Origin of the sequence: Dorea sp. YH-dor226, assembly GCF_039832105.1 — a bacterium.
In the GTDB taxonomy this organism is placed as follows: domain Bacteria; phylum Bacillota; class Clostridia; order Lachnospirales; family Lachnospiraceae; genus Dorea_A.
In genome coordinates this window covers 106,483-127,295 of sequence record NZ_JBDOHS010000003.1, presented here as the reverse complement: position 1 = coordinate 127,295, position 20,813 = coordinate 106,483, and the positions used below count along the sequence as shown (strand labels likewise).

Sequence of the window (20,813 nt, the reverse complement as noted above, 5' to 3'; positions counted from 1 at the left end):
CTATGAAGAAACTATTTGATGAACATTTTGAGCGGACATGGCTGATTATCTTTTTGTTTATGTTTTTCCTGATTATGATTCCGTTCCCATTTTTCTACAGTGAGACGTATATACCGTTTGTAGGTGGCATTCCGAGTTATCTTTTCGGATGGTTTGCACATACAGCTGTTACATTTACGTTGATCATTGTATATTTTCGCATGTGTATGAAGAGAAAAGAATACCATGTTTATGATGAAGATGAAAAAGAGAAAAAGGAGGAAAAATAAATATGAATGGAGCAATTCAGCCATCACCAATACCGTTTTATTCTGTACTGGTGATTTATCTTGGAATCATGGCATTTATCGGATGGTATGCAAGTCGTAAGACAAGCAGTCTTGGAGACTTTTTTGTGCTTAGCGGAAAAGCTGGTGTGATTGTCAGCGGTATTGCATATTTTTCAACTCAGTTTTCTATGGGAACATTCCTTGGAACTCCTGGAACAATTTATGGAGTGGGATATGCAGGAATGGCAATTTCTGTACCGGGTGCAGTATTTTGTATGATTTTACCTGCTGTTTTGATTGGACGAAAATTGATTACTCTTGGACACGAATATGGATTTCTCACAATGGCTGATTATCTGACTGACCGTTATCATTCAAAAAGTATGAGTGGAGTGTTGGGAGTTATGATGTTGTTCTTCCTGGTTCCTATGATGGGAGCGCAGATCATTGGAGCAGGAGTTATTGTTCATGTATTTACTGGACTTCCTGAGTGGGCAGGAGTTGTAGGAATGGGTATAATTGTTATATTATATTGTATGGCAGGTGGAATGAAAGGCGCGATGATGACAGATGTCATTCAAGGTTCTCTTATGATAGGAACCGCAATTGTTACGTTTATTGTGTCAATAGTGATGGGAGGCGGTTTTGAAAACATTAATCATACATTGCAGAATATGAATGAGGCTTATTTGACATTCCCGGGTGCAAATGGTTATATGCCGTGGACATATTATGTTTCTAACATTGTACTGTGGTCATTTTTTACTATGGGACAACCACATTTGTTTACGAAATTCTTCGCTATGAAAGATCACAAAACAATGTTTAAGGCGGTTCTCTTGGGTACAGGCGGCATGTTTTTGTCAGCAACTTTGATTGAGTGGGCTGGTGTAAATGGAATAGCATCGATCCAGAATATTGAGAAGGCAGATCAGATTGTTCCGATGATTCTTCAAAGAGGACTAAATCCATTCCTTGCGTCGATTTTTATTTCTGGAATTGTTGCGGCAGGTATGTCTACAATTGATGGTATTTTGGTTACTACAACTGGTGCGGTAACAAGAGATATTTATCAGAAGCTTATTAATAAGAAAGCGACAGATGAAAGTGTCATGAAGTTATCAAAAGTTGTAACAGTATTTATCGGTATCATTGTAATTTGTTTTGGAGTATTTCAGCCAGGAAGCATTTTTGAAATTAATTTATTTGCGTTTTCTGGAATGGCAGTGTTTGTAGTGCCGATTTTGTTTGGAATGTATTGGAAAAAATCAACGGCAAAGGGTGCAATTGCGGCGGTTGTAGTAGGAGTAATTGCTCTTTTGTGCTTTACATTGATTCCATCTGTGAAGGCGATGGCGTTTGGGTTTCATGCATTATTCCCGTCAACAATTCTGGGAGCAATTGCTATGGTTATTGTTAGTAATATGACTCAGGCACCGCCACGGGAAACAATTGAACGTCATTTCGCAATTTTTCAAAAAAAGTAAAAGCGGAGACAAGAAGGAGGAAATGATATGTATCTTGGAAAGATGACGACAGCTCAGGCGAAAGAAGCATTCAAAAATGATCCGATTATTGTGATTCCGGTTGGAAGCACAGAACAGCATGGGACACAGAGTGCACTTGGAACGGACTATATGGTTCCGTCATATTTGGCAGATCATATTGAAGATGTGGACAATGTGATCGTAGCACCGACTGTTCCCTATGGCGTATGCCCGTATCATTTGAGTTTTGAAGGTAGTATTAATATTGGATATGAGGGCTTATATCTTGTGCTTCATGGAATAATGGACTCATTGATGCAACATGGTGTACGAAGATTTGTAGTTCTCAATGGACATGGCGGAAATACTCCTTCTATTGATAGGGCGGCACTTGAGGTATATCATAAAGGTGGTGTGTGTGCCAGTGTAGACTGGTGGAGTTTGGTGGCGCAGCTTGATGATAGATTCCAGGGAGGACACGGAGATGTTTTGGAGACGTCTGCCATGATGGCGATTGCTCCAGAATCAGTACATTTGGAACTTGGTAAACCGATTAATGCGCAAAATCCGACAAGCGAGATGAAAGCTGCATATATTCAGGCTGTGAATTTTAAAGGTGGTACAGTCAGACTTGTGCGAGATACAAAAGAAATTGCGCCGAGTGGGTGGTTTGGTCCGTTTGACCCAAAAGATTCTTCGGTAGAGCTCGGACAGGCAGCACTTGATCTTGCGGTGGATTATATTCGGGAATTTCTCGAAGAAATGAAGAAAATAGAACTGTAATCTTCCGGAAGGCGTATCTGATTCTGATCAAGCAGTATTTTCGTGTTTTTAGGAGAAACTTCTTGTAAATCTTAGTAAGATAAGAAAAGAAGGGAGATAGCATGAGATGTTTTATGCGCTGAGTGGGAGCCTAAGAAAAAAACATAATACAGATCAACTTTTAGATTTTGCTTTAAACGGGATAAAGGATATTATACCGGATGCAAAAATAAAGAAAATATATGTTTATGATTACATCTATACAGGTTGTATCAGTTGTTATGCGTGTAAGAGAATGAACGAAAAGTCATATGGAAAATGTGCGAAAAAGGATGGTATTTCGGAACTTCTATATGAATTGTCGAAAGCGGATGGTATTGTAATCGGTTCTCCGGTATATTTTCATGACATTCCAGGACGAAGGACGAGGATTTATTCCCCGTCCTTTGTTTGTATACGCATCATGGAGAGAAATTCTTCCATGGCGCGGGTTTTATATTTGTGGTTTTTGAAATAAAAGAATACCTGCCTTCTGGCTGCATCTCCGTCAAGTTTATAATATACAAGGTTTTCGAAAGAAGGCAGTTGACTGACCAGAATATCACTGATAAAAGTTGCTCCGAGCTGTGTGGAGGCTGCCATATAAGCCGTGGACTGCTGATTGAGCTCAAGAATAATGCTGGGATGAAAGCCGGCTTCCTGGCACAGCCGGTCTCCTCGAAGGCGTGTATCATTGCCTGGAGTGAGCATGATAAAAGGAAGTTCGGAAAAAGCAGCCAGTGGGACGGTAGGGTATGATTCATTCAGGTAGCTCTTGTTTTTGATGTTGTTGTACGAGAGCTGATATTCCTCCAGACCCTGATGGACGGAAAAATGTTTGGGCACTGCAAGAAGAATGTTTTCGCTGCAGTACAGTTCCTTATTATATAATGTGCTGTCATAATGATAGTTGTCGATGACAAAGTCGAGGGAGTTGTTACCCAGCATGGCTTCCAGCTGTGTGGTGTTTCCCTCGGTGACCTGGATGTTGACATCGGGAAAAGACTGTTTGAAACGTGTGACCAGTCCCGGAAGTACATATGCGGCAAACAGATTGCTGGCACCCAGTGCGAGATTGCCGGTTTTTAATGTGCTGAGATTATTGATATAATTTTCCATGCGATGTTCGATCTGGAAGATCTCCTCGGCTGACTTGATATATGCTTCGCCTACCTCTGTTAACTGGAGAGGACTGGTACTTCTGTCGAACAGAGGGAAACCGATCTGCTGTTCGATCTTTTTGATACGTGCGCTCAGGGAAGGCTGACTGATATAGAGATTCTGTGCGGCTTTGGAAAAGCTTTTTTCCCGATATACTTCGTAAACATATTTTTTCCAGGTAAACATAATAGACTCCTTATAGTTGGTTTGATATAACATATAAGATGTTATAGGTTATTGTCTGTATTATACAGCTACAGTAAGCGGAAAGCAAATAAAGAGTAAAAAAATCTTGACAGAACTGAGTTTGTATGCTATCTTAATCAAGTAACTGCCGAAGACAGTAGGTGCTGTGAAGCGTAAGGATAAAACGCCTACCGAGGAAGAATTAAATTCGAGAATAGAATTTATACCTCTGTGTCTTTGGATACGGAGGTTTTTTTGGCAGCATACCTAAAATAATATAAGGAGGTGCACCATTCGTGGCAAAAGTTGAATTAAAACAACCGGTTGTACAGGCAATTGCAGATGATATCAAGGGCGCTACCAGCGTGGTACTGGTAGATTATCGCGGATTAACTGTTGCTCAGGATACAGAGATGCGTAAGCAGTTAAGAGAAGCAGGTGTCATTTACAAAGTCTGCAAAAACACAATGATGAAGAGAGCTTTTGAAGGAACTGAATTTGCAGCATTAGATGAGCACTTGGAAGGACCAAGCGCAATCGCAATTTCTAAAGATGATGCGACAGCTCCGGCAAGAATCCTTTGCAAATTTGCAAAAGATGCAAAAGCGCTTGAATTAAAAGCAGGTGTAGTTGAGGGTACAGTATATGATGTTGCTGCTCTTACAGAGCTGGCTCAGATCCCATCAAGAGAAGTATTACTGTCCAGATTGCTTGGAAGTATGCAGTCACCTATCGCTAACCTGGCTCGCGTTCTTAATCAGATCGCAGAAAAAGGCGGAGCAGACGCTTGTGAGGCAGAGGCTCCGGCAGCAGAGGAAGCTCCGGCTGAAGAAGCAGCAGCTACAGAGGAGTAATCCGAACCGACAGGCATGTGCCTGAATCTGACGTAACAAAAGTTACAAATTGAAAAATATTTTATAATGGAGGAAAATAAAATGGCAAAATTAACAACAGCTGAATTTATTGATGCTATCAAAGAATTATCTGTATTAGAGTTAAATGAACTTGTAAAAGCTTGTGAAGAAGAATTTGGTGTTTCTGCAGCAGCAGGTGTAGTAGTTGCAGCAGCAGCTGGAGACGGAGCTGCAGCAGCAGAAGAGAAAGATGAGTTTGATGTAGAATTAGTATCTGCAGGCGCTTCTAAGGTTAAAGTAATCAAAGTTGTTCGTGAAATCACAGGACTTGGATTAAAAGAAGCTAAGGCATTAGTTGACGAAGCTCCAAAGGCAGTTAAAGAAGGCGTTTCTAAGGCAGAGGCTGAGGAAATCAAAGCTAAACTTGAGGCTGAAGGCGCAGAAGTTAACCTTAAATAATTATTTCAGGTATGACAGGACCGTTCCGATTGTGGAGCGGTCTTTTTGTTTCTATTACATATTGTACACAACTGTGCCATTATCTGTTGTATACAAGATGATTTTTTAGTAATAAAAGGTGTTGACAAGCTCTCATGCTTTGTGCTATAGTAAAAAATGCGCTATTGTGGAAAGCTATGCCATACTAACGCAAGAAAACAGCCGGGGAGTGCTGTTTTCGGAGACTCTGCAAGTTATATGGGCAGCTCTAAGCCCAACAAAAAAATAAATGAGGAGTGAAACGTCAATATGGAGAAAAACAGAATTCGTCCCATTAAAAGTGGAAAAAGCTCACGCATGAGTTATGCCAGACAAAAAGAAGTTCTTCAGATGCCTAACTTAATTGAAGTCCAGAAGGATTCTTACCAGTGGTTCCTGGATGAAGGATTAAATGAAGTATTTGATGACATTTCGCCGATTACAGACTACAGTGGACACCTGAGTCTGGAATTTGTTGACTTTACATTGTGCGAAGATGACGTGAAATACACGATTGATGAGTGTAAAGAGCGTGATGCTACTTATGCTGCACCATTAAAGGTGAGGGTAAGACTTCATAACAAAGAGACTGATGAAATTAATGAGCATGAAATATTCATGGGTGACCTGCCGCTTATGACCAGCACCGGTACGTTCGTGATCAACGGTGCCGAACGTGTTATTGTAAGTCAGCTGGTTCGTTCCCCTGGTATTTATTATGCAATCGCACATGATAAATTAGGAAAGAAGCTGTATTCCTCTACAGTAATTCCAAACCGTGGTGCATGGCTGGAATACGAGACGGATTCGAATGACGTTTTTTATGTACGTGTAGACAGAACAAGAAAGGTGCCGATTACGGTACTGATTCGTGCATTGGGAATCGGCACGAATCCTGAGATCGTGGAACTGTTCGGTGAGGAACCGAAGATTCTCGCAAGTTTTGAGAAGGATGCTGCTACGAATTACCAGGAAGGTCTTCTGGAATTATATAAGAAGATACGTCCGGGTGAGCCGCTTGCAGTGGACAGTGCTGAGAGTCTCATTACAAGCATGTTCTTCGATCCAAGACGTTATGACCTTGCAAAAGTAGGAAGATATAAATTTAATAAAAAACTGGCATTAAAGAATCGTATCTCAGGACAGATTCTCGCAGAAGACGTTGTAAGTCCGCTGACAGGGGAGATTGTAGCGGAAGCAGGAACAAAAGTAACAAGAGCAATCGCGGATCAGATCCAGAACAATGCGGTTCCGTATGTATGGATTGCCCGTGAAGATGAAGAAAGAAATATCAAGGTTCTTTCCAATATGATGGTGGATCTTGATGCCATCGTTGATATTGATCCTAAGGAAGTCGGAGTTACCGAGCAGGTATATTATCCGGTGCTTGCAGGAATTCTGGAAGAGACTGCCGGAGATATCGATGAGCTGAAGGATGCAGTTAAGAGAGATATCCATGATCTGATTCCGAAGCATATCACGAAGGAAGATATTCTGGCTTCTATTAACTACAATATGCATCTGGAATATGGACTTGGCAATGATGATGATATCGACCACCTTGGAAACAGACGTATCCGTTCCGTAGGTGAGCTTTTACAGAATCAGTACAGAATCGGTCTTTCCAGACTGGAGAGAGTGGTTCGTGAGAGAATGACGACACAGGATCTGGAAGGCATTTCTCCGCAGTCACTGATCAATATTAAGCCTGTTACAGCTGCTGTAAAGGAATTCTTTGGTTCTTCTCAGCTGTCACAGTTCATGGATCAGAACAATCCGCTTGGTGAGCTGACACACAAGAGACGTCTGTCTGCACTTGGACCTGGTGGTCTGTCAAGAGACCGTGCCGGATTCGAGGTACGAGACGTTCACTACTCTCACTATGGAAGAATGTGCCCGATTGAGACCCCTGAAGGTCCGAACATTGGTCTGATCAACTCTCTTGCAAGCTATGCAAGAATTAATCAGTATGGATTTATCGAGGCTCCGTACCGTAAGATCAATCATGATGACCCGGCTAATCCGGTTGTTACGGACGAAGTTGTATATATGACCGCGGACGAAGAGGATAATTACCATGTGGCACAGGCGAATGAACCTCTGGATGCAGAGGGACATTTTGTTCATAAGAATGTATCCGGTCGTTATCGTGAAGAGACACAGGAATACGAAAGAAAGATGTTTGATTACATGGACGTATCTCCTAAGATGGTATTCTCTGTCGCAACTGCATTGATTCCGTTCCTGCAGAATGACGATGCGAACCGTGCGCTGATGGGATCCAACATGCAGCGTCAGGCAGTGCCGCTTCTTATGACAGAGGCACCGGTTGTCGGAACAGGTATGGAAGAAAAGGCAGCGGTTGACTCAGGTGTCTGCGTAGTTGCGGAACAGGGTGGTACAGTAGAACGCTCTACATCTACAGAGATCACGATCCGCCAGGATGATGGCAGTCTTAAGAGATATAAGCTGACTAAATTCCAGAGAAGTAACCAGAGCAACTGTTACAATCAGAGACCAATCGTATTCAAGGGTGACAGAGTTGAGGCCGGTGATGTAATCGCGGATGGACCGTCTACATCTAACGGAGAGCTGGCACTTGGAAAGAATCCGTTGATCGGATTCATGACCTGGGAAGGTTACAACTACGAGGATGCTGTATTATTAAGTGAAAGACTGGTACAGGATGATGTATATACGTCCGTACACATTGAAGAATATGAAGCAGAAGCACGTGATACCAAGCTGGGACCAGAAGAGATCACCCGTGATATTCCGGGTGTCGGAGATGATGCCCTGAAGAATCTGGATGAGAGAGGAATCATCCGTATCGGTGCTGAAGTACGTGCCGGAGATATTCTGGTCGGAAAAGTGACTCCGAAGGGAGAGACCGAGCTTACTGCAGAAGAGAGACTGCTTCGTGCAATCTTTGGTGAGAAAGCCCGTGAAGTCAGAGATACTTCTCTGAAGGTTCCGCATGGAGAATATGGTATTGTTGTTGATGCAAAGGTATTTACCAGAGAAAACGGAGATGAGATGTCTCCGGGAGTAAACCAGTCTGTCCGCATCTATATTGCGCAGAAGAGAAAGATCTCTGTTGGTGATAAGATGGCCGGACGTCATGGTAACAAGGGTGTTGTTTCCCGTGTGCTTCCGGTAGAGGATATGCCGTTCCTTCCGAACGGACGTCCGCTGGATATCGTCCTGAATCCGCTGGGTGTGCCTTCACGTATGAACATCGGTCAGATTCTGGAGATTCACCTGTCTCTGGCTGCAAAAGCACTGGGATTCAATATCGCAACACCAGTATTCGACGGTGCTAACGAGAATGATATTATGGATACACTTGACCTGGCAAATGACTATGTCAACTTAAGCTGGGAAGAGTTTGAAGCAAAACATAAGGAAGAACTTCTTCCGGAAGTTCTGGATTACCTGTATGAGAACAGAGAACACAGAAAACTGTGGAAAGGTGTTCCAATCTCAAGGGACGGTAAAGTACGTCTTCGTGACGGACGTACCGGTGAGTATTTTGACAGCCCGGTAACGATCGGACACATGCATTATCTGAAACTGCATCATCTGGTTGATGATAAGATCCATGCACGTTCTACAGGTCCTTACTCTCTGGTTACACAGCAGCCATTAGGTGGTAAAGCACAGTTTGGTGGTCAGCGTTTCGGAGAGATGGAGGTATGGGCACTGGAAGCATACGGTGCATCCTACACACTGCAGGAGATCCTGACAGTGAAGTCCGATGATGTGATCGGACGTGTGAAGACATACGAAGCAATCATTAAAGGTGAGAATATTCCTGAGCCGGGAATTCCTGAGTCTTTCAAGGTGTTGCTGAAAGAATTACAGTCTCTGGGTCTGGATGTTCGCGTGCTGCGTGATGACAATACAGAAGTAGAGATCATGGAAACAGCTGATATGGGTGAAACTGATTTCCGTTCACTGATTGAGGGAGACAGAAAATACCGTCAGGATGATGATTTCGGTGAGCATGGATACACAGAACAGGAATTCCAGGGTGAAGAACTGGTAGACGTGGAAGAAGAACCGGAGGATGAAGACTTCGATATCGATTTTGAAGAAACTGATGATTTTGGATTTGATGATTTATCAGATGATGAATAGGAAGGGGTGCTACGTATGCCGGAAAACAATAAGGAACAAACATACCAGCCAATGACTTTTGATGCGATCAAAATCGGGTTGGCATCACCTGAAAAGATTCTGGAGTGGTCCAGAGGCGAAGTAACCAAGCCTGAGACCATTAACTATAGAACCTTGAAGCCGGAGAAAGACGGTCTGTTCTGTGAACGAATCTTCGGACCAAGCAAGGACTGGGAATGCCACTGTGGTAAGTATAAGAAGATACGTTATAAAGGCGTGGTCTGCGACCGTTGTGGCGTTGAAGTAACGAAAGCAAGTGTGCGTCGTGAGCGTATGGGGCATATTGCCCTTGCTGCTCCGGTGTCTCACATCTGGTATTTTAAGGGAATCCCGAGCCGTATGGGGCTGATTCTTGATCTGTCACCACGAACACTGGAGAAGGTACTGTATTTTGCTTCTTACATTGTTCTTGATAAAGGAGAGACAGACCTGATGTACAAGCAGGTACTGTCTGAGGCAGAATATCAGGAGGCAAGAGAAAAATGGGGAAGCGCATTCCGTGTGGGAATGGGTGCGGAGTCCATTAAAGAACTTCTGGAGGCTATTGATCTGGATAAGGAATACGAAGAATTGTCAGAAGGTCTTAAGGGCGCTACCGGACAGAAACGTGCAAGAATCGTAAAACGTCTGGAAGTCGTAGAGGCATTCCGTGAATCCGGTAACAAGCCGGAATGGATGATCATGACGAATATCCCTGTTATCCCGCCGGATCTTCGTCCAATGGTACAGCTGGATGGCGGACGTTTTGCAACTTCTGATCTGAATGATCTGTACAGAAGAATTATCAACAGAAATAACCGTCTGAAACGTCTTCTTGAATTAGGCGCACCAGACATTATCGTAAGAAATGAAAAGAGAATGCTTCAGGAAGCGGTAGATGCTCTGATCGATAACGGCCGTCGCGGACGTCCGGTAACAGGTCCTGGTAACCGTGCACTTAAGTCTCTTTCTGACATGCTGAAAGGTAAGTCCGGACGTTTCCGTCAGAACCTGCTTGGTAAGCGTGTTGACTACTCCGGACGTTCTGTTATCGTCGTTGGACCGGAACTTAAGATCTATCAGTGTGGTCTTCCGAAAGAGATGGCAATTGAGCTGTTTAAGCCATTTGTTATGAAAGAACTGGTTCAGAATGGAACTGCGCATAATATTAAAAATGCGAAAAAGATGGTGGAAAGACTTCAGCCGGAAGTGTGGGATGTTCTGGAAGATGTAATCAAAGAGCATCCGGTTATGCTGAACCGTGCCCCCACACTGCACAGACTTGGTATCCAGGCATTTGAACCAATCCTGGTAGAAGGTAAAGCGATCAAGCTTCATCCGCTGGTATGTACAGCATTTAATGCCGACTTCGATGGTGACCAGATGGCGGTACATCTTCCGCTGTCAGTAGAGGCACAGGCTGAATGCCGATTCCTGCTTCTGTCACCAAACAACCTGCTGAAACCGTCTGACGGTGGTCCGGTTGCCGTTCCTTCACAGGATATGGTACTTGGTATCTACTATCTGACACAGGAACGTCCGGGAGCAGTAGGAGAAGGAAAAGCATTTAAGAGTATTAATGAAGCAATTCTGGCTTATGAAAATGGGGCAGTTACACTGCACTCTCGTGTGAAAGTGCGTGTATCCAAGACAATGCCGGACGGAACGGTTAAGACAGGAACCATCGAGTCTACCGTCGGAAGATTTATCTTTAACGAGATCATTCCGCAGGATCTTGGATTTGTAAACCGTGATGTGGAAGGCAATGAACTTCTTCTTGAGATTGACTTCCATGTAGGAAAGAAACAGCTGAAGAAGATTCTGGAAAAAGTTATCAATACACATGGTTCTACTGCAACAGCAGAAGTACTGGATGCGGTAAAGGCAATTGGTTATAAGTTCTCTACAAGAGCAGCCATGACCGTATCTATCTCCGATATGACGGTTCCTCCGCAGAAGCCTGAGATGATTCAGCAGGCACAGGATACCGTTGATAAGATTACAAAGAACTACAAGCGTGGTCTGATCACAGAGGAAGAACGTTATAAGGAAGTTGTAGAGACATGGAAGGCAACGGATGACGCTCTGACAGAAGCGCTGCTTGGCGGTCTTGATAAATATAACAACATCTTCATGATGGCTGACTCCGGTGCCCGTGGTTCTGATAAACAGATCAAACAGCTGGCTGGTATGCGTGGTCTGATGGCGGATACAACCGGTCGTACGATCGAGTTGCCGATCAAGTCAAACTTCCGTGAAGGTCTGGACGTACTGGAATACTTCATGTCTGCGCATGGAGCTCGTAAGGGTCTGTCAGATACCGCTCTTCGTACAGCGGATTCCGGATACCTGACCAGACGTCTGGTAGATGTATCTCAGGAACTGATCATTCATGAAGTAGACTGTGTGGAGAAGGGTGCAGAGATTCCGGGAATGTATGTAAAAGCATTCATGGATGGAAATGAAGTGATTGAAAGCCTGCAGGATCGTATCACAGGACGTTATCTCTGCGAAAACATTGTGGATAAAGACGGAAATATTCTTGTAAAGGCAAACCATATGGTAACTCCGAAACGCGCAGAAATGATCGTGAATAACGGAGTAGACGAAAATGGTAATCCGCTTAAGAAGATTAAGATCCGTACCATTCTGACCTGCAGATCTCATAATGGTGTATGTGCAAAATGCTATGGCGCCAACATGGCAACCGGTGAGCCGGTACAGGTTGGTGAGGCTGTCGGAATCATCGCAGCTCAGTCTATCGGTGAACCTGGTACACAGCTGACCATGCGTACATTCCACACCGGTGGTGTTGCCGGTGACGATATTACACAGGGTCTTCCTCGTGTCGAAGAGCTTTTTGAGGCAAGAAAGCCAAAGGGACTTGCAATTATCACAGAGTTTGCGGGAACAGCCAATATCAATGACACAAAGAAGAAACGTGAGATCATCGTGACCAATCGTGAGACCGGTGAATCCAAGGCATATCTGATTCCGTACGGTTCCAGAATCAAAGTTCTGGACGGTGCAGAACTGGAAGCTGGTGATGAACTGACTGAAGGTAGTGTCAATCCGCATGATATCTTAAGGATCAAAGGACTTCGTGCAGTTCAGGATTACATGATCCAGGAAGTACAGAGAGTATATCGTCTGCAGGGTGTTGAGATCAATGACAAGCATATCGAAGTGATCGTACGCCAGATGCTGAAGAAGATTCGTGTTGAAGAGGCTGGAGACAGCGAATTCCTTCCGGGAACCAATGTGGACAGACTGGAATTTGAAGACGTCAATGAGGCACTTGTAAAAGAAGGAAAAGAGCCTGCTACCGGTGAGCAGATCATCCTTGGTATTACAAAAGCATCTCTTGCAACCAATTCATTCCTGTCAGCTGCATCCTTCCAGGAGACTACGAAAGTTCTTACGGAAGCTGCGATTAAGGGCAAAGTCGATCCATTGATCGGATTAAAGGAGAACGTAATTATCGGTAAACATATTCCGGCTGGTACAGGTATGAGAAAATATCGTGATATCAAGCTGAATACAGAAATGTCTATGGATGATGAACTTGTTCTGGATGAAGATTTTGACTTTGATGAAACGATCGCAATGGATGAAGATATGGATCTGAATGATAACATTGATCTGGAAGAGGATACAGAAGAAGTTACAATAGAAGAATAGGAACAGTTATTAAGGATTGTTGCAAAATTTGCGACAATCCTTTTGTAATGGATTTTAAATTAAAGATTATAGATTGTTCATAGTATACAATATGGAGGTAAAACAAGTATAGGAATTGACTTTTTTGGTACAAGAGTCTATAATTGAATTCAACAGAAATCGGTAATGACTGATTGCCGAATCGTAATATTTGACAAAGAAAGGTTGGGGACAATAATGGACCAAGGAAAAGTATCAAGAGTATTAAAATCTATGGAGGAGCACGGAATTCCGCAGATGATCGTATCTGACCCGGTTGCAATCTTCTATCTCACAGGAAAGTGGATCATTCCAGGAGAGAGACTTCTGGCATTATACCTGAATGTAAATGGTAATCACAAACTGATCATCAACAAACTGTTTCCACAGGAAAAAGATCTTGGTGTAGAGCTTGTATGGTATGATGATATCGAAGACGGCGTAGAGATCTTAAGCAGATACGTAGAAAAAGACAAAGTCATGGGTATTGATAAGACATGGCCGGCAAGATTTTTGATTCGTCTGCAGGAACTGGGCGGCGGAAGCAAGTTCGTAAACGGATCTCCTATCATTGATTACATCCGTATGGTAAAAGATGAAAAAGAGCAGGAACTGATGAGAGAATCTTCCAGACTGAATGACATTGCTATGGAAAGACTGATTCCATGGGTTGTTAAGGGACTGACAGAGAGAGAACTGAACGCAAAGATCCGTGAAATCTACAAAGATCTTGGATGTGAGGATGTATCATTTGATCCGATCACAGCATATGCAAAAGGTGCTGCAGATCCACATCATGTAACAGACGATTCCAAGGGAAAACGCGGCGACTGTGTAATCCTTGATATCGGAGCATTCAAAGACAATTACGCATCAGATATGACAAGAACCGTATTTATCGGAGAAGTATCTGATCGTGCAAGAGAGATCTATGATATCGTAGTAGAGGCTAACAGACGTGGTATCGAAGCTGCAAAACCGGGTAACAGAATGTGTGATGTTGACCTTGCGGCAAGAAACTACATCGAAGAAAAGGGTTATGGACAGTACTTTACACACAGAACAGGACATTCTATCGGACTTGAAGATCATGAGTTCGGTGATGTATCATCTGTAAATACAGATATTATTCAGGTTGGACAGTGCTTCTCTGTAGAACCGGGTATCTATATCGCAGAGGAAGGCATCGGTGTTCGTATTGAGGACCTTGTAATTATTACAGAAGATGGATGTGAAGTTCTGAATGACTTTACAAAAGATCTGATCGTAGTACCGGAAGAATAAGAAGAGATGAAAAAGGCATCGAAACAGTGAAAACTGCGTCGATGCCTTTTTTAGCCGTTTTTTATAGCAGACTTAATAGAAACCTGCAAATTTAAAGCCGAGAAGAATCAATACCAGGATGATACTGGGTCTTGCGATTTTTGAACCATTTTTCATGACAAGTCCTGCGCCGAGATAGCCGCCGAGCATATTACAGGCGGCGGCCGCGAGTCCAAGAGGAATGAAAACCTGCCCGTTGATCAGGAAGACGGCCAGAGAGGTGATGTTTGTTGTCAGATTGATTACCTTTGCCTGGGCATTGGCTGTCCGGATACTGAGTTTTGCGAAAACAGTAAAGGCAATGATCAGGAAAGTTCCGGTCCCGGGACCGTAGAAGCCATCGTAACAACCGATCACAAAAGCAGCAATCGCAGCGGTAAGATAGGTGCGACGGTTCAGAATAATGGTGTCTGTGCCGTGATCGTTGAAAAGCTTTTTGTTCAGAACAAAAAACGCAGACAGCGGCAGGATAGCGATCAATATGCAGGTCATGATATCTGAAGGAACCATCAAAGAAAAATGAGAGCCGATGGAGGATCCGGCAATAGCAACGATCACAGAAGGAATTGCTAATTTTATGTTAATCAGATGGTTTCGTGCAAACCGTAAAGTTGCCAGTGTTGTCCCGAATGAGGAAGAAAGCTTGTTGGTAGCGACTGCCGTGTGTGGCGGAAGTCCTGCGATCAGATAGGCGGGAAGTGAAATCAGGCCGCCTCCCCCTCCAATGGCGTCAACGAGACCGGCGAGAAAGACCAGCGGGCATACGATGAAAAACATTTGTGGTGATAAGTGCATGGTAAAAACCTCTCAGTATGTATGGTATATGCATGTCTGAAAAATATACATATTCAGACGAGCCGCTTAAAATTATACCGAAGATACAGAAGAAAATCAATTCCGGAAAAATACGAATGCAAACTGCGGCAGATGGAAAACTTCACAGAAACATAATTCTGTGTTACAATAACTATAAATGCGATGATATGGTAGACGACAGGGAGGAAGAAACATGAACAGAGAAAAAGCACATGAAATTTTAATGAAATATATGAAGGGGGAGAATTATATTACCCATTCTTACGCTGTTGAGGCGATTATGAAAGGTCTTGCGAAAAGGCTTGCTCCGGATGATGTTGAATATTGGGGGATTGCCGGACTTCTGCATGATCTGGATGAAGAACAGTGTGACTGGCAGCATGATCTGAGTGTTCACGGACCTACATCAGTGGAGATACTGAAAAAAGAAGGGATTGAAGACAAGGTACTTTTTGATGCCATCTGTGCACACAATCCAAAGAGCGGAGTAAAGGCAAAGACAAATATTCAGTATGCATTACTTGCCGCAGATCCGATGAGCGGATTTGTGAAAGCAGTGGCACAGATTTATCCGGATAAAAAAATTGCCAGTGTAAAGCACAAATCTGTCATGAAGAGATTTAACGAGATGCGTTTTGCGGCAGGAGCAAACAGAGATTATATGGAGGCAATTGAGTATACAGGACTTAGTCTGGACGATCTGATCGATGTTGCTCTTGAAGAAATGGGAGCAATTGCGGATGTGCTGGGGTTGTAACATTTACTGATGTATGAAAAGATAAGGAGAAGCAGATGGATACAGCATTAGTGATTATGGCAGCCGGAATCGGTTCGCGATTTGGCGGCGGTATTAAGCAGTTGGAGTCCGTTGGACCAAATGGAGAGATTATCATGGATTATTCGATCCATGATGCAATCGAAGCGGGATTCAATAAGATTATCTTCATTATTCGGAAAGATATAGAAGAGGCGTTTAAAGAAGCGATTGGCGATCGGATCGAGAAGATCTGCAGCGGATTAAATGTAGAAATACAGTATGCTTATCAGGATCTGGATGATCTTCCAAAGGGAATTACGCGACCAAAGGGAAGGACAAAGCCCTGGGGAACGGGACAGGCAGTCCTGGCCTGTAAGGGAATTATACAGGAACCTTTTGTCGTGATCAATGCGGATGATTATTACGGAAAAGAAGCCTTTGTTAAGATACATGATTTTCTGGCCGGTTATACACCGGCAAGGGCATCCAATCTGTGCATGGCAGGCTTTATTCTGGGAAATACGCTCAGTGAAAACGGAAGTGTAACCAGAGGAGTGTGTACGGTTGATAAAAAAGGTTATCTGACAGATGTGGTTGAAACATATCATATTGTAAAAACAGAAAATGGAGCAAAAGCGGGAGAGATGCCGATAGATACCAGCTCTTTTGTATCCATGAATATGTGGGGACTGACTTCCGAGTTTGTGGATCTGCTGGAAGAAGGATTCGTTGATTTCTTCCATGAGATCGAGGGAGACGAGGAGAGGGAACTGAAAGCGGAATACCTTCTTCCTACCTATATTGACCGCCTGCTTCAGAAGGGCAAGATGTCTGTCAAAGTCCTTCAGACACAGGACCGCTGGTTTGGCGTTACTTATAAAGAGGACAAGCCGGTGGTAGTAGAATCATTTGCAAAACTGATTGCGGATGGTGTATATCAAAATGATTTGTTTGGAGATCTGTAGATATTGAGAAAAATGATATTTCCTCTTCTGACTTTTTTGTGGATGGTAGTTATATTTTCCTTTTCCGCCAACCTGGCAGAAGAGTCAACTCAGATAAGCCGGTCCGTCGGACGGATGATCGGCGAGATATGTATCAGTGAATTTCAGGAATGGCCAAAAGAACGGCAGGATGCATTTGCGGAGCGGATTGATTATCCGGTCCGCAAATGTGCACATGCGTCGGAGTATGCAATCCTGGGAATGCTTCTGTGGTTTTCTTTTTCGGGTATTGCCGGCCGGAAGGCCGGTCTGTATTCCTTTGTAACCGGAACCTTCTATGCGGCGAGCGATGAGATTCATCAATTGTATGTTCCGGGAAGAAGCGGACAGATCTCAGACGTCATACTGGATGCATCCGGGGTCCTGATCGGACTTCTTCTTATATATATTTTGCGGACAGGAATAAAAAGATATAAAAAGCATACGTCAAATCGTCAAATTCAGATAAAAATCAAGTAAAATCCCTTGACAAGCGGCAAAATACGTAATAAACTAATCTAGCGTGCACAAAAGCAAGCGATATATTTGTGTGCGTTTATTCAGAAGATGAATAAGCAACTTATTATAATCGTAGGAGGTGAAAGAGAATGCCAACATTTAACCAGTTAGTAAAAAAAGGACGTCAGACATCTGTAAAGAAGTCAACAGCTCCTGCTCTTCAGAAAGGGTATAACTCTTTAAGAAAGAGAAGTACGGACGCTTCTGCTCCACAGAAGAGAGGTGTATGTACAGCTGTTAAGACTGCTACACCTAAGAAGCCTAACTCAGCTCTTAGAAAGATCGCCAGAGTTCGTCTGTCTAACGGTATCGAAGTAACAAGCTATATCCCGGGAGAAGGACACAACCTTCAGGAGCATAGTGTTGTACTTATCCGTGGAGGAAGAGTAAAAGACCTTCCGGGTACAAGATATCACATCGTAAGAGGAACACTTGATACAGCAGGTGTTGCTAAGAGAAGACAGGCTCGTTCAAAATACGGCGCTAAGAGACCAAAAGATAAGAAATAATTCTATATTGAATGTAGTCACAAACAGAACTATGATTAAGTAAGTTGCAAGGTATATAGATATGTATGCCCTATGCACTACACAGTATCATTAGAAAGACACATGTGAGTACCGATGAATTAATCAGAATGTTTAAGGAGGGAAGAACCGTGCCACGTAAAGGACATACTCAGAAGAGAGACGTATTAGCGGATCCGGTATACAATAATAAAGTGGTTACAAAGCTTATCAACAACATCATGCTTGATGGTAAGAAAGGTGTAGCTCAGAAGATTGTATACGGAGCGTTTGAAAGAATTGAAGCAAAATCCGATAAGCCGGCAATTGAAGTATTCGAAGAGGCTATGAACAATATCATGCCAGTTCTCGAAGTAAAGGCAAGACGTATCGGTGGAGCAAACTATCAGGTACCAATCGAGGTTAGACCTGAAAGAAGACAGACATTGGCTCTTCGTTGGCTGACTATTTTTTCTCGTAAAAGAGGAGAAAAGACAATGGAAGAAAGACTGGCCAATGAAATTCTTGATGCAGCTAACAACACAGGCGCATCTGTAAAGAAGAAAGAAGATATGCACAAGATGGCAGAAGCAAACAAGGCATTTGCTCACTATCGTTTCTAATTTTTTAGGAGGCAACAATGGCTGGAAGAGAATATCCATTAGAGAGAACTAGAAATATCGGTATTATGGCACATATCGATGCTGGTAAGACTACACTGACAGAGCGTATTCTTTACTATACCGGTGTAAACTATAAGATTGGTGATACTCATGAAGGTACTGCTACCATGGACTGGATGGAGCAGGAGCAGGAAAGAGGTATCACAATTACTTCTGCAGCTACAACATGTCACTGGACACTGGAAGAGAATTGCAAACCGAAGCCGGGTGCACTGGAGCATCGTATCAACATCATCGATACTCCGGGACACGTTGACTTTACCGTAGAGGTTGAGCGTTCCCTTCGTGTACTGGACGGTGCCGTAGGTGTGTTCTGTGCAAAGGGTGGTGTTGAGCCGCAGTCAGAAAACGTATGGCGTCAGGCAGACACATACAACGTACCAAGAATGGCATTCATCAACAAGATGGATATCCTTGGTGCAGATTTCTACAATGCCGTTGAGCAGATTAAGACAAGACTTGGTAAGAACGCAATTGTTCTTCAGCTGCCAATCGGTAAGGAAGATGAGTTCAAAGGAATCATCGATCTGATGGAAATGAAAGCTTATATCTACAATGATGATAAGGGTGATGACATTTCTATCGTAGATATTCCGGAAGACATGGCTGATGATGCAGAACTGTATCATGATGAACTGATCGAAAAGATCTGTGAGCTGGATGATGATCTTACACTGATGTATCTGGAAGGTGAGATCCCATCTGTAGAAGAACTGAAGGCTACACTGAGAAAAGCAACATGTGAATGTACAGCTGTTCCGGTATGCTGTGGTTCTGCTTACAGAAACAAAGGTGTTCAGAAGCTTCTGGACGCAATTCTTGAATATATGCCGGCTCCGACAGATATTCCGGCTATCAAGGGTGTAGATGAAGATGGTAACGAAGTGGAAAGACATTCTTCCGATGAAGAACCATTTTCTGCACTGGCATTTAAGATCATGACAGACCCGTTCGTAGGTAAACTGGCATACTTCCGTGTTTACTCAGGAACAATGAATTCAGGATCTTACGTACTGAATGCAACAAAAGGAAAGAAAGAACGTGTTGGACGTATCCTTCAGATGCATGCAAATAAGAGACAGGAACTGGATAAGGTATACTCCGGAGATATCGCTGCAGCAATCGGATTCAAGTTCACTACAACAGGTGATACAATCTGTGACGAGCAGCATCCGGTAATTCTGGAATCCATGGAATTCCCAGAGCCGGTTATCGAGCTCGCAATCGAGCCTAAGACAAAGGCTTCTCAGGGCAAACTTGGTGAATCTCTTGCAAAACTTGCAGAAGAAGACCCGACATTCCGTGCTCATACTGATCCGGAAACAGGTCAGACAATCATCGCCGGAATGGGTGAGCTTCACCTTGAAATCATCGTAGACAGACTTCTTCGTGAATTTAAGGTAGAGGCTAACGTAGGTGCTCCTCAGGTTGCATACAAAGAAGCATTTACAAAGGCTGTTGATGTTGACAGTAAGTACGCAAAACAGTCTGGTGGACGTGGACAGTACGGACACTGTAAAGTTAAGTTTGAACCAATGGACATCAACGGCGAAGAGACATTCGTATTCGAGTCTACCGTTGTTGGTGGTGCAATTCCGAAAGAATACATTCCAAAGGTTGGAGAAGGTATCGAGGAAGCTATGCAGTCCGGTATCCTTGGCGGATTCCCGGTTGTTGGTATCAAAGCTAACGTATATGATGGTTCTTACCATGAAGTCGATTCAAGTGAAATGGCATTCCACATCGCAGGATCTCTTGCATTTAAGGATGCTATGAAGAAGGCTGCTCCGGTACTTTGTGAGCCAATCATGAAGGTTGAAGTTACAATGCCGGAAGAGTACATGGGAGATGTTATCGGTGATATCAACTCTCGTCGTGGCCGTATCGAAGGTATGGACGATCTGGGCGGCGGAAAGATCGTACGTGGATACGTTCCGTTGTCAGAAATGTTCGGATACTCTACAGACCTTCGTTCCAGAACACAGGGACGTGGAAACTACTCAATGTTCTTTGAGAAATATGAGCCGGTTCCGAAGTCTGTACAGGAAAAAGTATTGTCAAGTAAAAATGACTAATTAAATAGTAAAAAGGCTTGAAAAACTGCTGGATTTGAAATATAATCAGAGATAGCCGA

The 20,813-nt window shown here is 43.3% G+C and carries 16 protein-coding genes and 1 other annotated feature; of the genes, 14 read left to right on the top strand and 2 right to left on the bottom strand.

Going from position 1 to position 20,813, the window contains the following annotated elements:
- The first annotated feature begins 2 nt into the window (after positions 1-2).
- From ABE547_RS03940 to ABE547_RS03930, 3 genes are read left to right on the top strand one after another with little or no spacing between them, the layout of a single operon-like run.
- Positions 3-269 carry a hypothetical protein gene (locus ABE547_RS03940; protein WP_235418089.1) on the top strand — a complete coding sequence of 89 codons (267 nt, stop codon included), beginning with the start codon at positions 3-5 and terminating at the stop codon, positions 267-269.
- A 2-nt stretch (positions 270-271) separates the two neighbouring features.
- Entirely contained in the window at positions 272-1,756 is a 1,485-nt protein-coding gene (locus ABE547_RS03935; RefSeq protein WP_347377531.1) for a sodium:solute symporter family protein, read from the top strand.
- Between the two features lie 27 nt (positions 1,757-1,783).
- Positions 1,784-2,539, top strand: coding sequence for a creatininase family protein (locus ABE547_RS03930; protein ID WP_347377530.1), 756 nt, complete (start codon positions 1,784-1,786; stop codon positions 2,537-2,539).
- Positions 2,540-2,950: 411 nt separating this feature from the next.
- On the opposite strand, the gene ABE547_RS03925 is transcribed toward ABE547_RS03930, so the two are convergent.
- Positions 2,951-3,904: a LysR family transcriptional regulator gene (locus tag ABE547_RS03925; RefSeq protein WP_347377529.1), complete on the bottom strand. Its 954-nt coding sequence runs from the start codon at positions 3,902-3,904 to the stop codon at positions 2,951-2,953.
- Positions 3,905-4,034: 130 nt separating this feature from the next.
- Positions 4,035-4,169: a sequence feature (ribosomal protein L10 leader region), on the top strand.
- 31 nt (positions 4,170-4,200) lie between these two features.
- Between ABE547_RS03925 and rplJ the strand changes: the two genes are divergently transcribed.
- From rplJ to ABE547_RS03900, 5 genes are all read left to right on the top strand, one after another.
- Positions 4,201-4,758 carry a 50S ribosomal protein L10 gene (gene rplJ, locus ABE547_RS03920; RefSeq protein WP_347377528.1) on the top strand — a complete coding sequence of 186 codons (558 nt, stop codon included), beginning with the start codon at positions 4,201-4,203 and terminating at the stop codon, positions 4,756-4,758.
- Positions 4,759-4,839: 81 nt separating this feature from the next.
- Positions 4,840-5,217 carry a 50S ribosomal protein L7/L12 gene (gene rplL, locus ABE547_RS03915; protein ID WP_347377527.1) on the top strand — a complete coding sequence of 126 codons (378 nt, stop codon included), beginning with the start codon at positions 4,840-4,842 and terminating at the stop codon, positions 5,215-5,217.
- A gap of 288 nt (positions 5,218-5,505) precedes the next feature.
- A complete protein-coding gene (locus ABE547_RS03910; RefSeq protein WP_347377526.1) occupies positions 5,506-9,375 on the top strand; it encodes a DNA-directed RNA polymerase subunit beta in 3,870 nt (1,289 codons plus the stop codon).
- A gap of 15 nt (positions 9,376-9,390) precedes the next feature.
- The gene (gene rpoC / locus ABE547_RS03905) at positions 9,391-13,074 is read left to right on the top strand and encodes a DNA-directed RNA polymerase subunit beta' (RefSeq protein WP_347377525.1); all 3,684 of its coding nucleotides are present in this window, start codon (positions 9,391-9,393) and stop codon (positions 13,072-13,074) included.
- Between the two features lie 216 nt (positions 13,075-13,290).
- Positions 13,291-14,376, top strand: a complete 1,086-nt coding sequence (locus tag ABE547_RS03900) for a Xaa-Pro peptidase family protein (protein ID WP_347377524.1) — start codon at positions 13,291-13,293, stop codon at positions 14,374-14,376.
- Between the two features lie 72 nt (positions 14,377-14,448).
- Here the strand turns inward: ABE547_RS03900 and ABE547_RS03895 are convergent, their stop codons facing one another.
- Entirely contained in the window at positions 14,449-15,210 is a 762-nt protein-coding gene (locus ABE547_RS03895) for a TSUP family transporter (RefSeq protein WP_347377523.1), read from the bottom strand.
- A 214-nt stretch (positions 15,211-15,424) separates the two neighbouring features.
- On the opposite strand from ABE547_RS03895, the gene ABE547_RS03890 reads away from it, so the two are divergent.
- The 6 genes from ABE547_RS03890 (at position 15,425) to fusA (ending at position 20,754) form a co-directional block, all read left to right on the top strand.
- Positions 15,425-15,988, top strand: a complete 564-nt coding sequence (locus ABE547_RS03890; protein ID WP_347377522.1) for an HD domain-containing protein — start codon at positions 15,425-15,427, stop codon at positions 15,986-15,988.
- Positions 15,989-16,023: 35 nt separating this feature from the next.
- A complete protein-coding gene (locus ABE547_RS03885; RefSeq protein WP_347377521.1) occupies positions 16,024-16,953 on the top strand; it encodes a sugar phosphate nucleotidyltransferase in 930 nt (309 codons plus the stop codon).
- 12 nt (positions 16,954-16,965) lie between these two features.
- Positions 16,966-17,451, top strand: coding sequence for a VanZ family protein (locus tag ABE547_RS03880; protein ID WP_347377657.1), 486 nt, complete (start codon positions 16,966-16,968; stop codon positions 17,449-17,451).
- A 128-nt stretch (positions 17,452-17,579) separates the two neighbouring features.
- The gene (rpsL, locus tag ABE547_RS03875) at positions 17,580-17,999 is read left to right on the top strand and encodes a 30S ribosomal protein S12 (protein ID WP_235249332.1); all 420 of its coding nucleotides are present in this window, start codon (positions 17,580-17,582) and stop codon (positions 17,997-17,999) included.
- Between the two features lie 149 nt (positions 18,000-18,148).
- On the top strand, positions 18,149-18,619 hold the full coding sequence (gene rpsG, locus ABE547_RS03870; RefSeq protein ID WP_235249331.1) for a 30S ribosomal protein S7: 471 nt from the start codon (positions 18,149-18,151) through the stop codon (positions 18,617-18,619).
- 17 nt (positions 18,620-18,636) lie between these two features.
- Positions 18,637-20,754 (top strand): elongation factor G, encoded by a 2,118-nt coding sequence (gene fusA, locus ABE547_RS03865; protein WP_347377520.1) that lies wholly within the window; start codon positions 18,637-18,639, stop codon positions 20,752-20,754.
- Positions 20,755-20,813: the final 59 nt, after the last annotated feature.

What these genes read in the sequence shown, in the direction of transcription:
- fusA (WP_347377520.1), top strand. Translation starts at nt 18,637, where the DNA reads ATGGCTGGAAGAGAATATCCATTAGAGAGAACTAGAAATATCGGTATT.
- rplL (WP_347377527.1), top strand. Translation starts at nt 4,840, where the DNA reads ATGGCAAAATTAACAACAGCTGAATTTATTGATGCTATCAAAGAATTA.
- ABE547_RS03935 (WP_347377531.1), top strand. Translation starts at nt 272, where the DNA reads ATGAATGGAGCAATTCAGCCATCACCAATACCGTTTTATTCTGTACTG.
- ABE547_RS03900 (WP_347377524.1), top strand. Translation starts at nt 13,291, where the DNA reads ATGGACCAAGGAAAAGTATCAAGAGTATTAAAATCTATGGAGGAGCAC.
- ABE547_RS03895 (WP_347377523.1), bottom strand. Translation starts at nt 15,210, where the DNA reads ATGCACTTATCACCACAAATGTTTTTCATCGTATGCCCGCTGGTCTTT.
- rpsL (WP_235249332.1), top strand. Translation starts at nt 17,580, where the DNA reads ATGCCAACATTTAACCAGTTAGTAAAAAAAGGACGTCAGACATCTGTA.
- ABE547_RS03910 (WP_347377526.1), top strand. Translation starts at nt 5,506, where the DNA reads ATGGAGAAAAACAGAATTCGTCCCATTAAAAGTGGAAAAAGCTCACGC.
- ABE547_RS03930 (WP_347377530.1), top strand. Translation starts at nt 1,784, where the DNA reads ATGTATCTTGGAAAGATGACGACAGCTCAGGCGAAAGAAGCATTCAAA.
- ABE547_RS03880 (WP_347377657.1), top strand. Translation starts at nt 16,966, where the DNA reads ATGATATTTCCTCTTCTGACTTTTTTGTGGATGGTAGTTATATTTTCC.
- ABE547_RS03890 (WP_347377522.1), top strand. Translation starts at nt 15,425, where the DNA reads ATGAACAGAGAAAAAGCACATGAAATTTTAATGAAATATATGAAGGGG.
- ABE547_RS03925 (WP_347377529.1), bottom strand. Translation starts at nt 3,904, where the DNA reads ATGTTTACCTGGAAAAAATATGTTTACGAAGTATATCGGGAAAAAAGC.
- ABE547_RS03940 (WP_235418089.1), top strand. Translation starts at nt 3, where the DNA reads ATGAAGAAACTATTTGATGAACATTTTGAGCGGACATGGCTGATTATC.
- ABE547_RS03885 (WP_347377521.1), top strand. Translation starts at nt 16,024, where the DNA reads ATGGATACAGCATTAGTGATTATGGCAGCCGGAATCGGTTCGCGATTT.
- rpoC (WP_347377525.1), top strand. Translation starts at nt 9,391, where the DNA reads ATGCCGGAAAACAATAAGGAACAAACATACCAGCCAATGACTTTTGAT.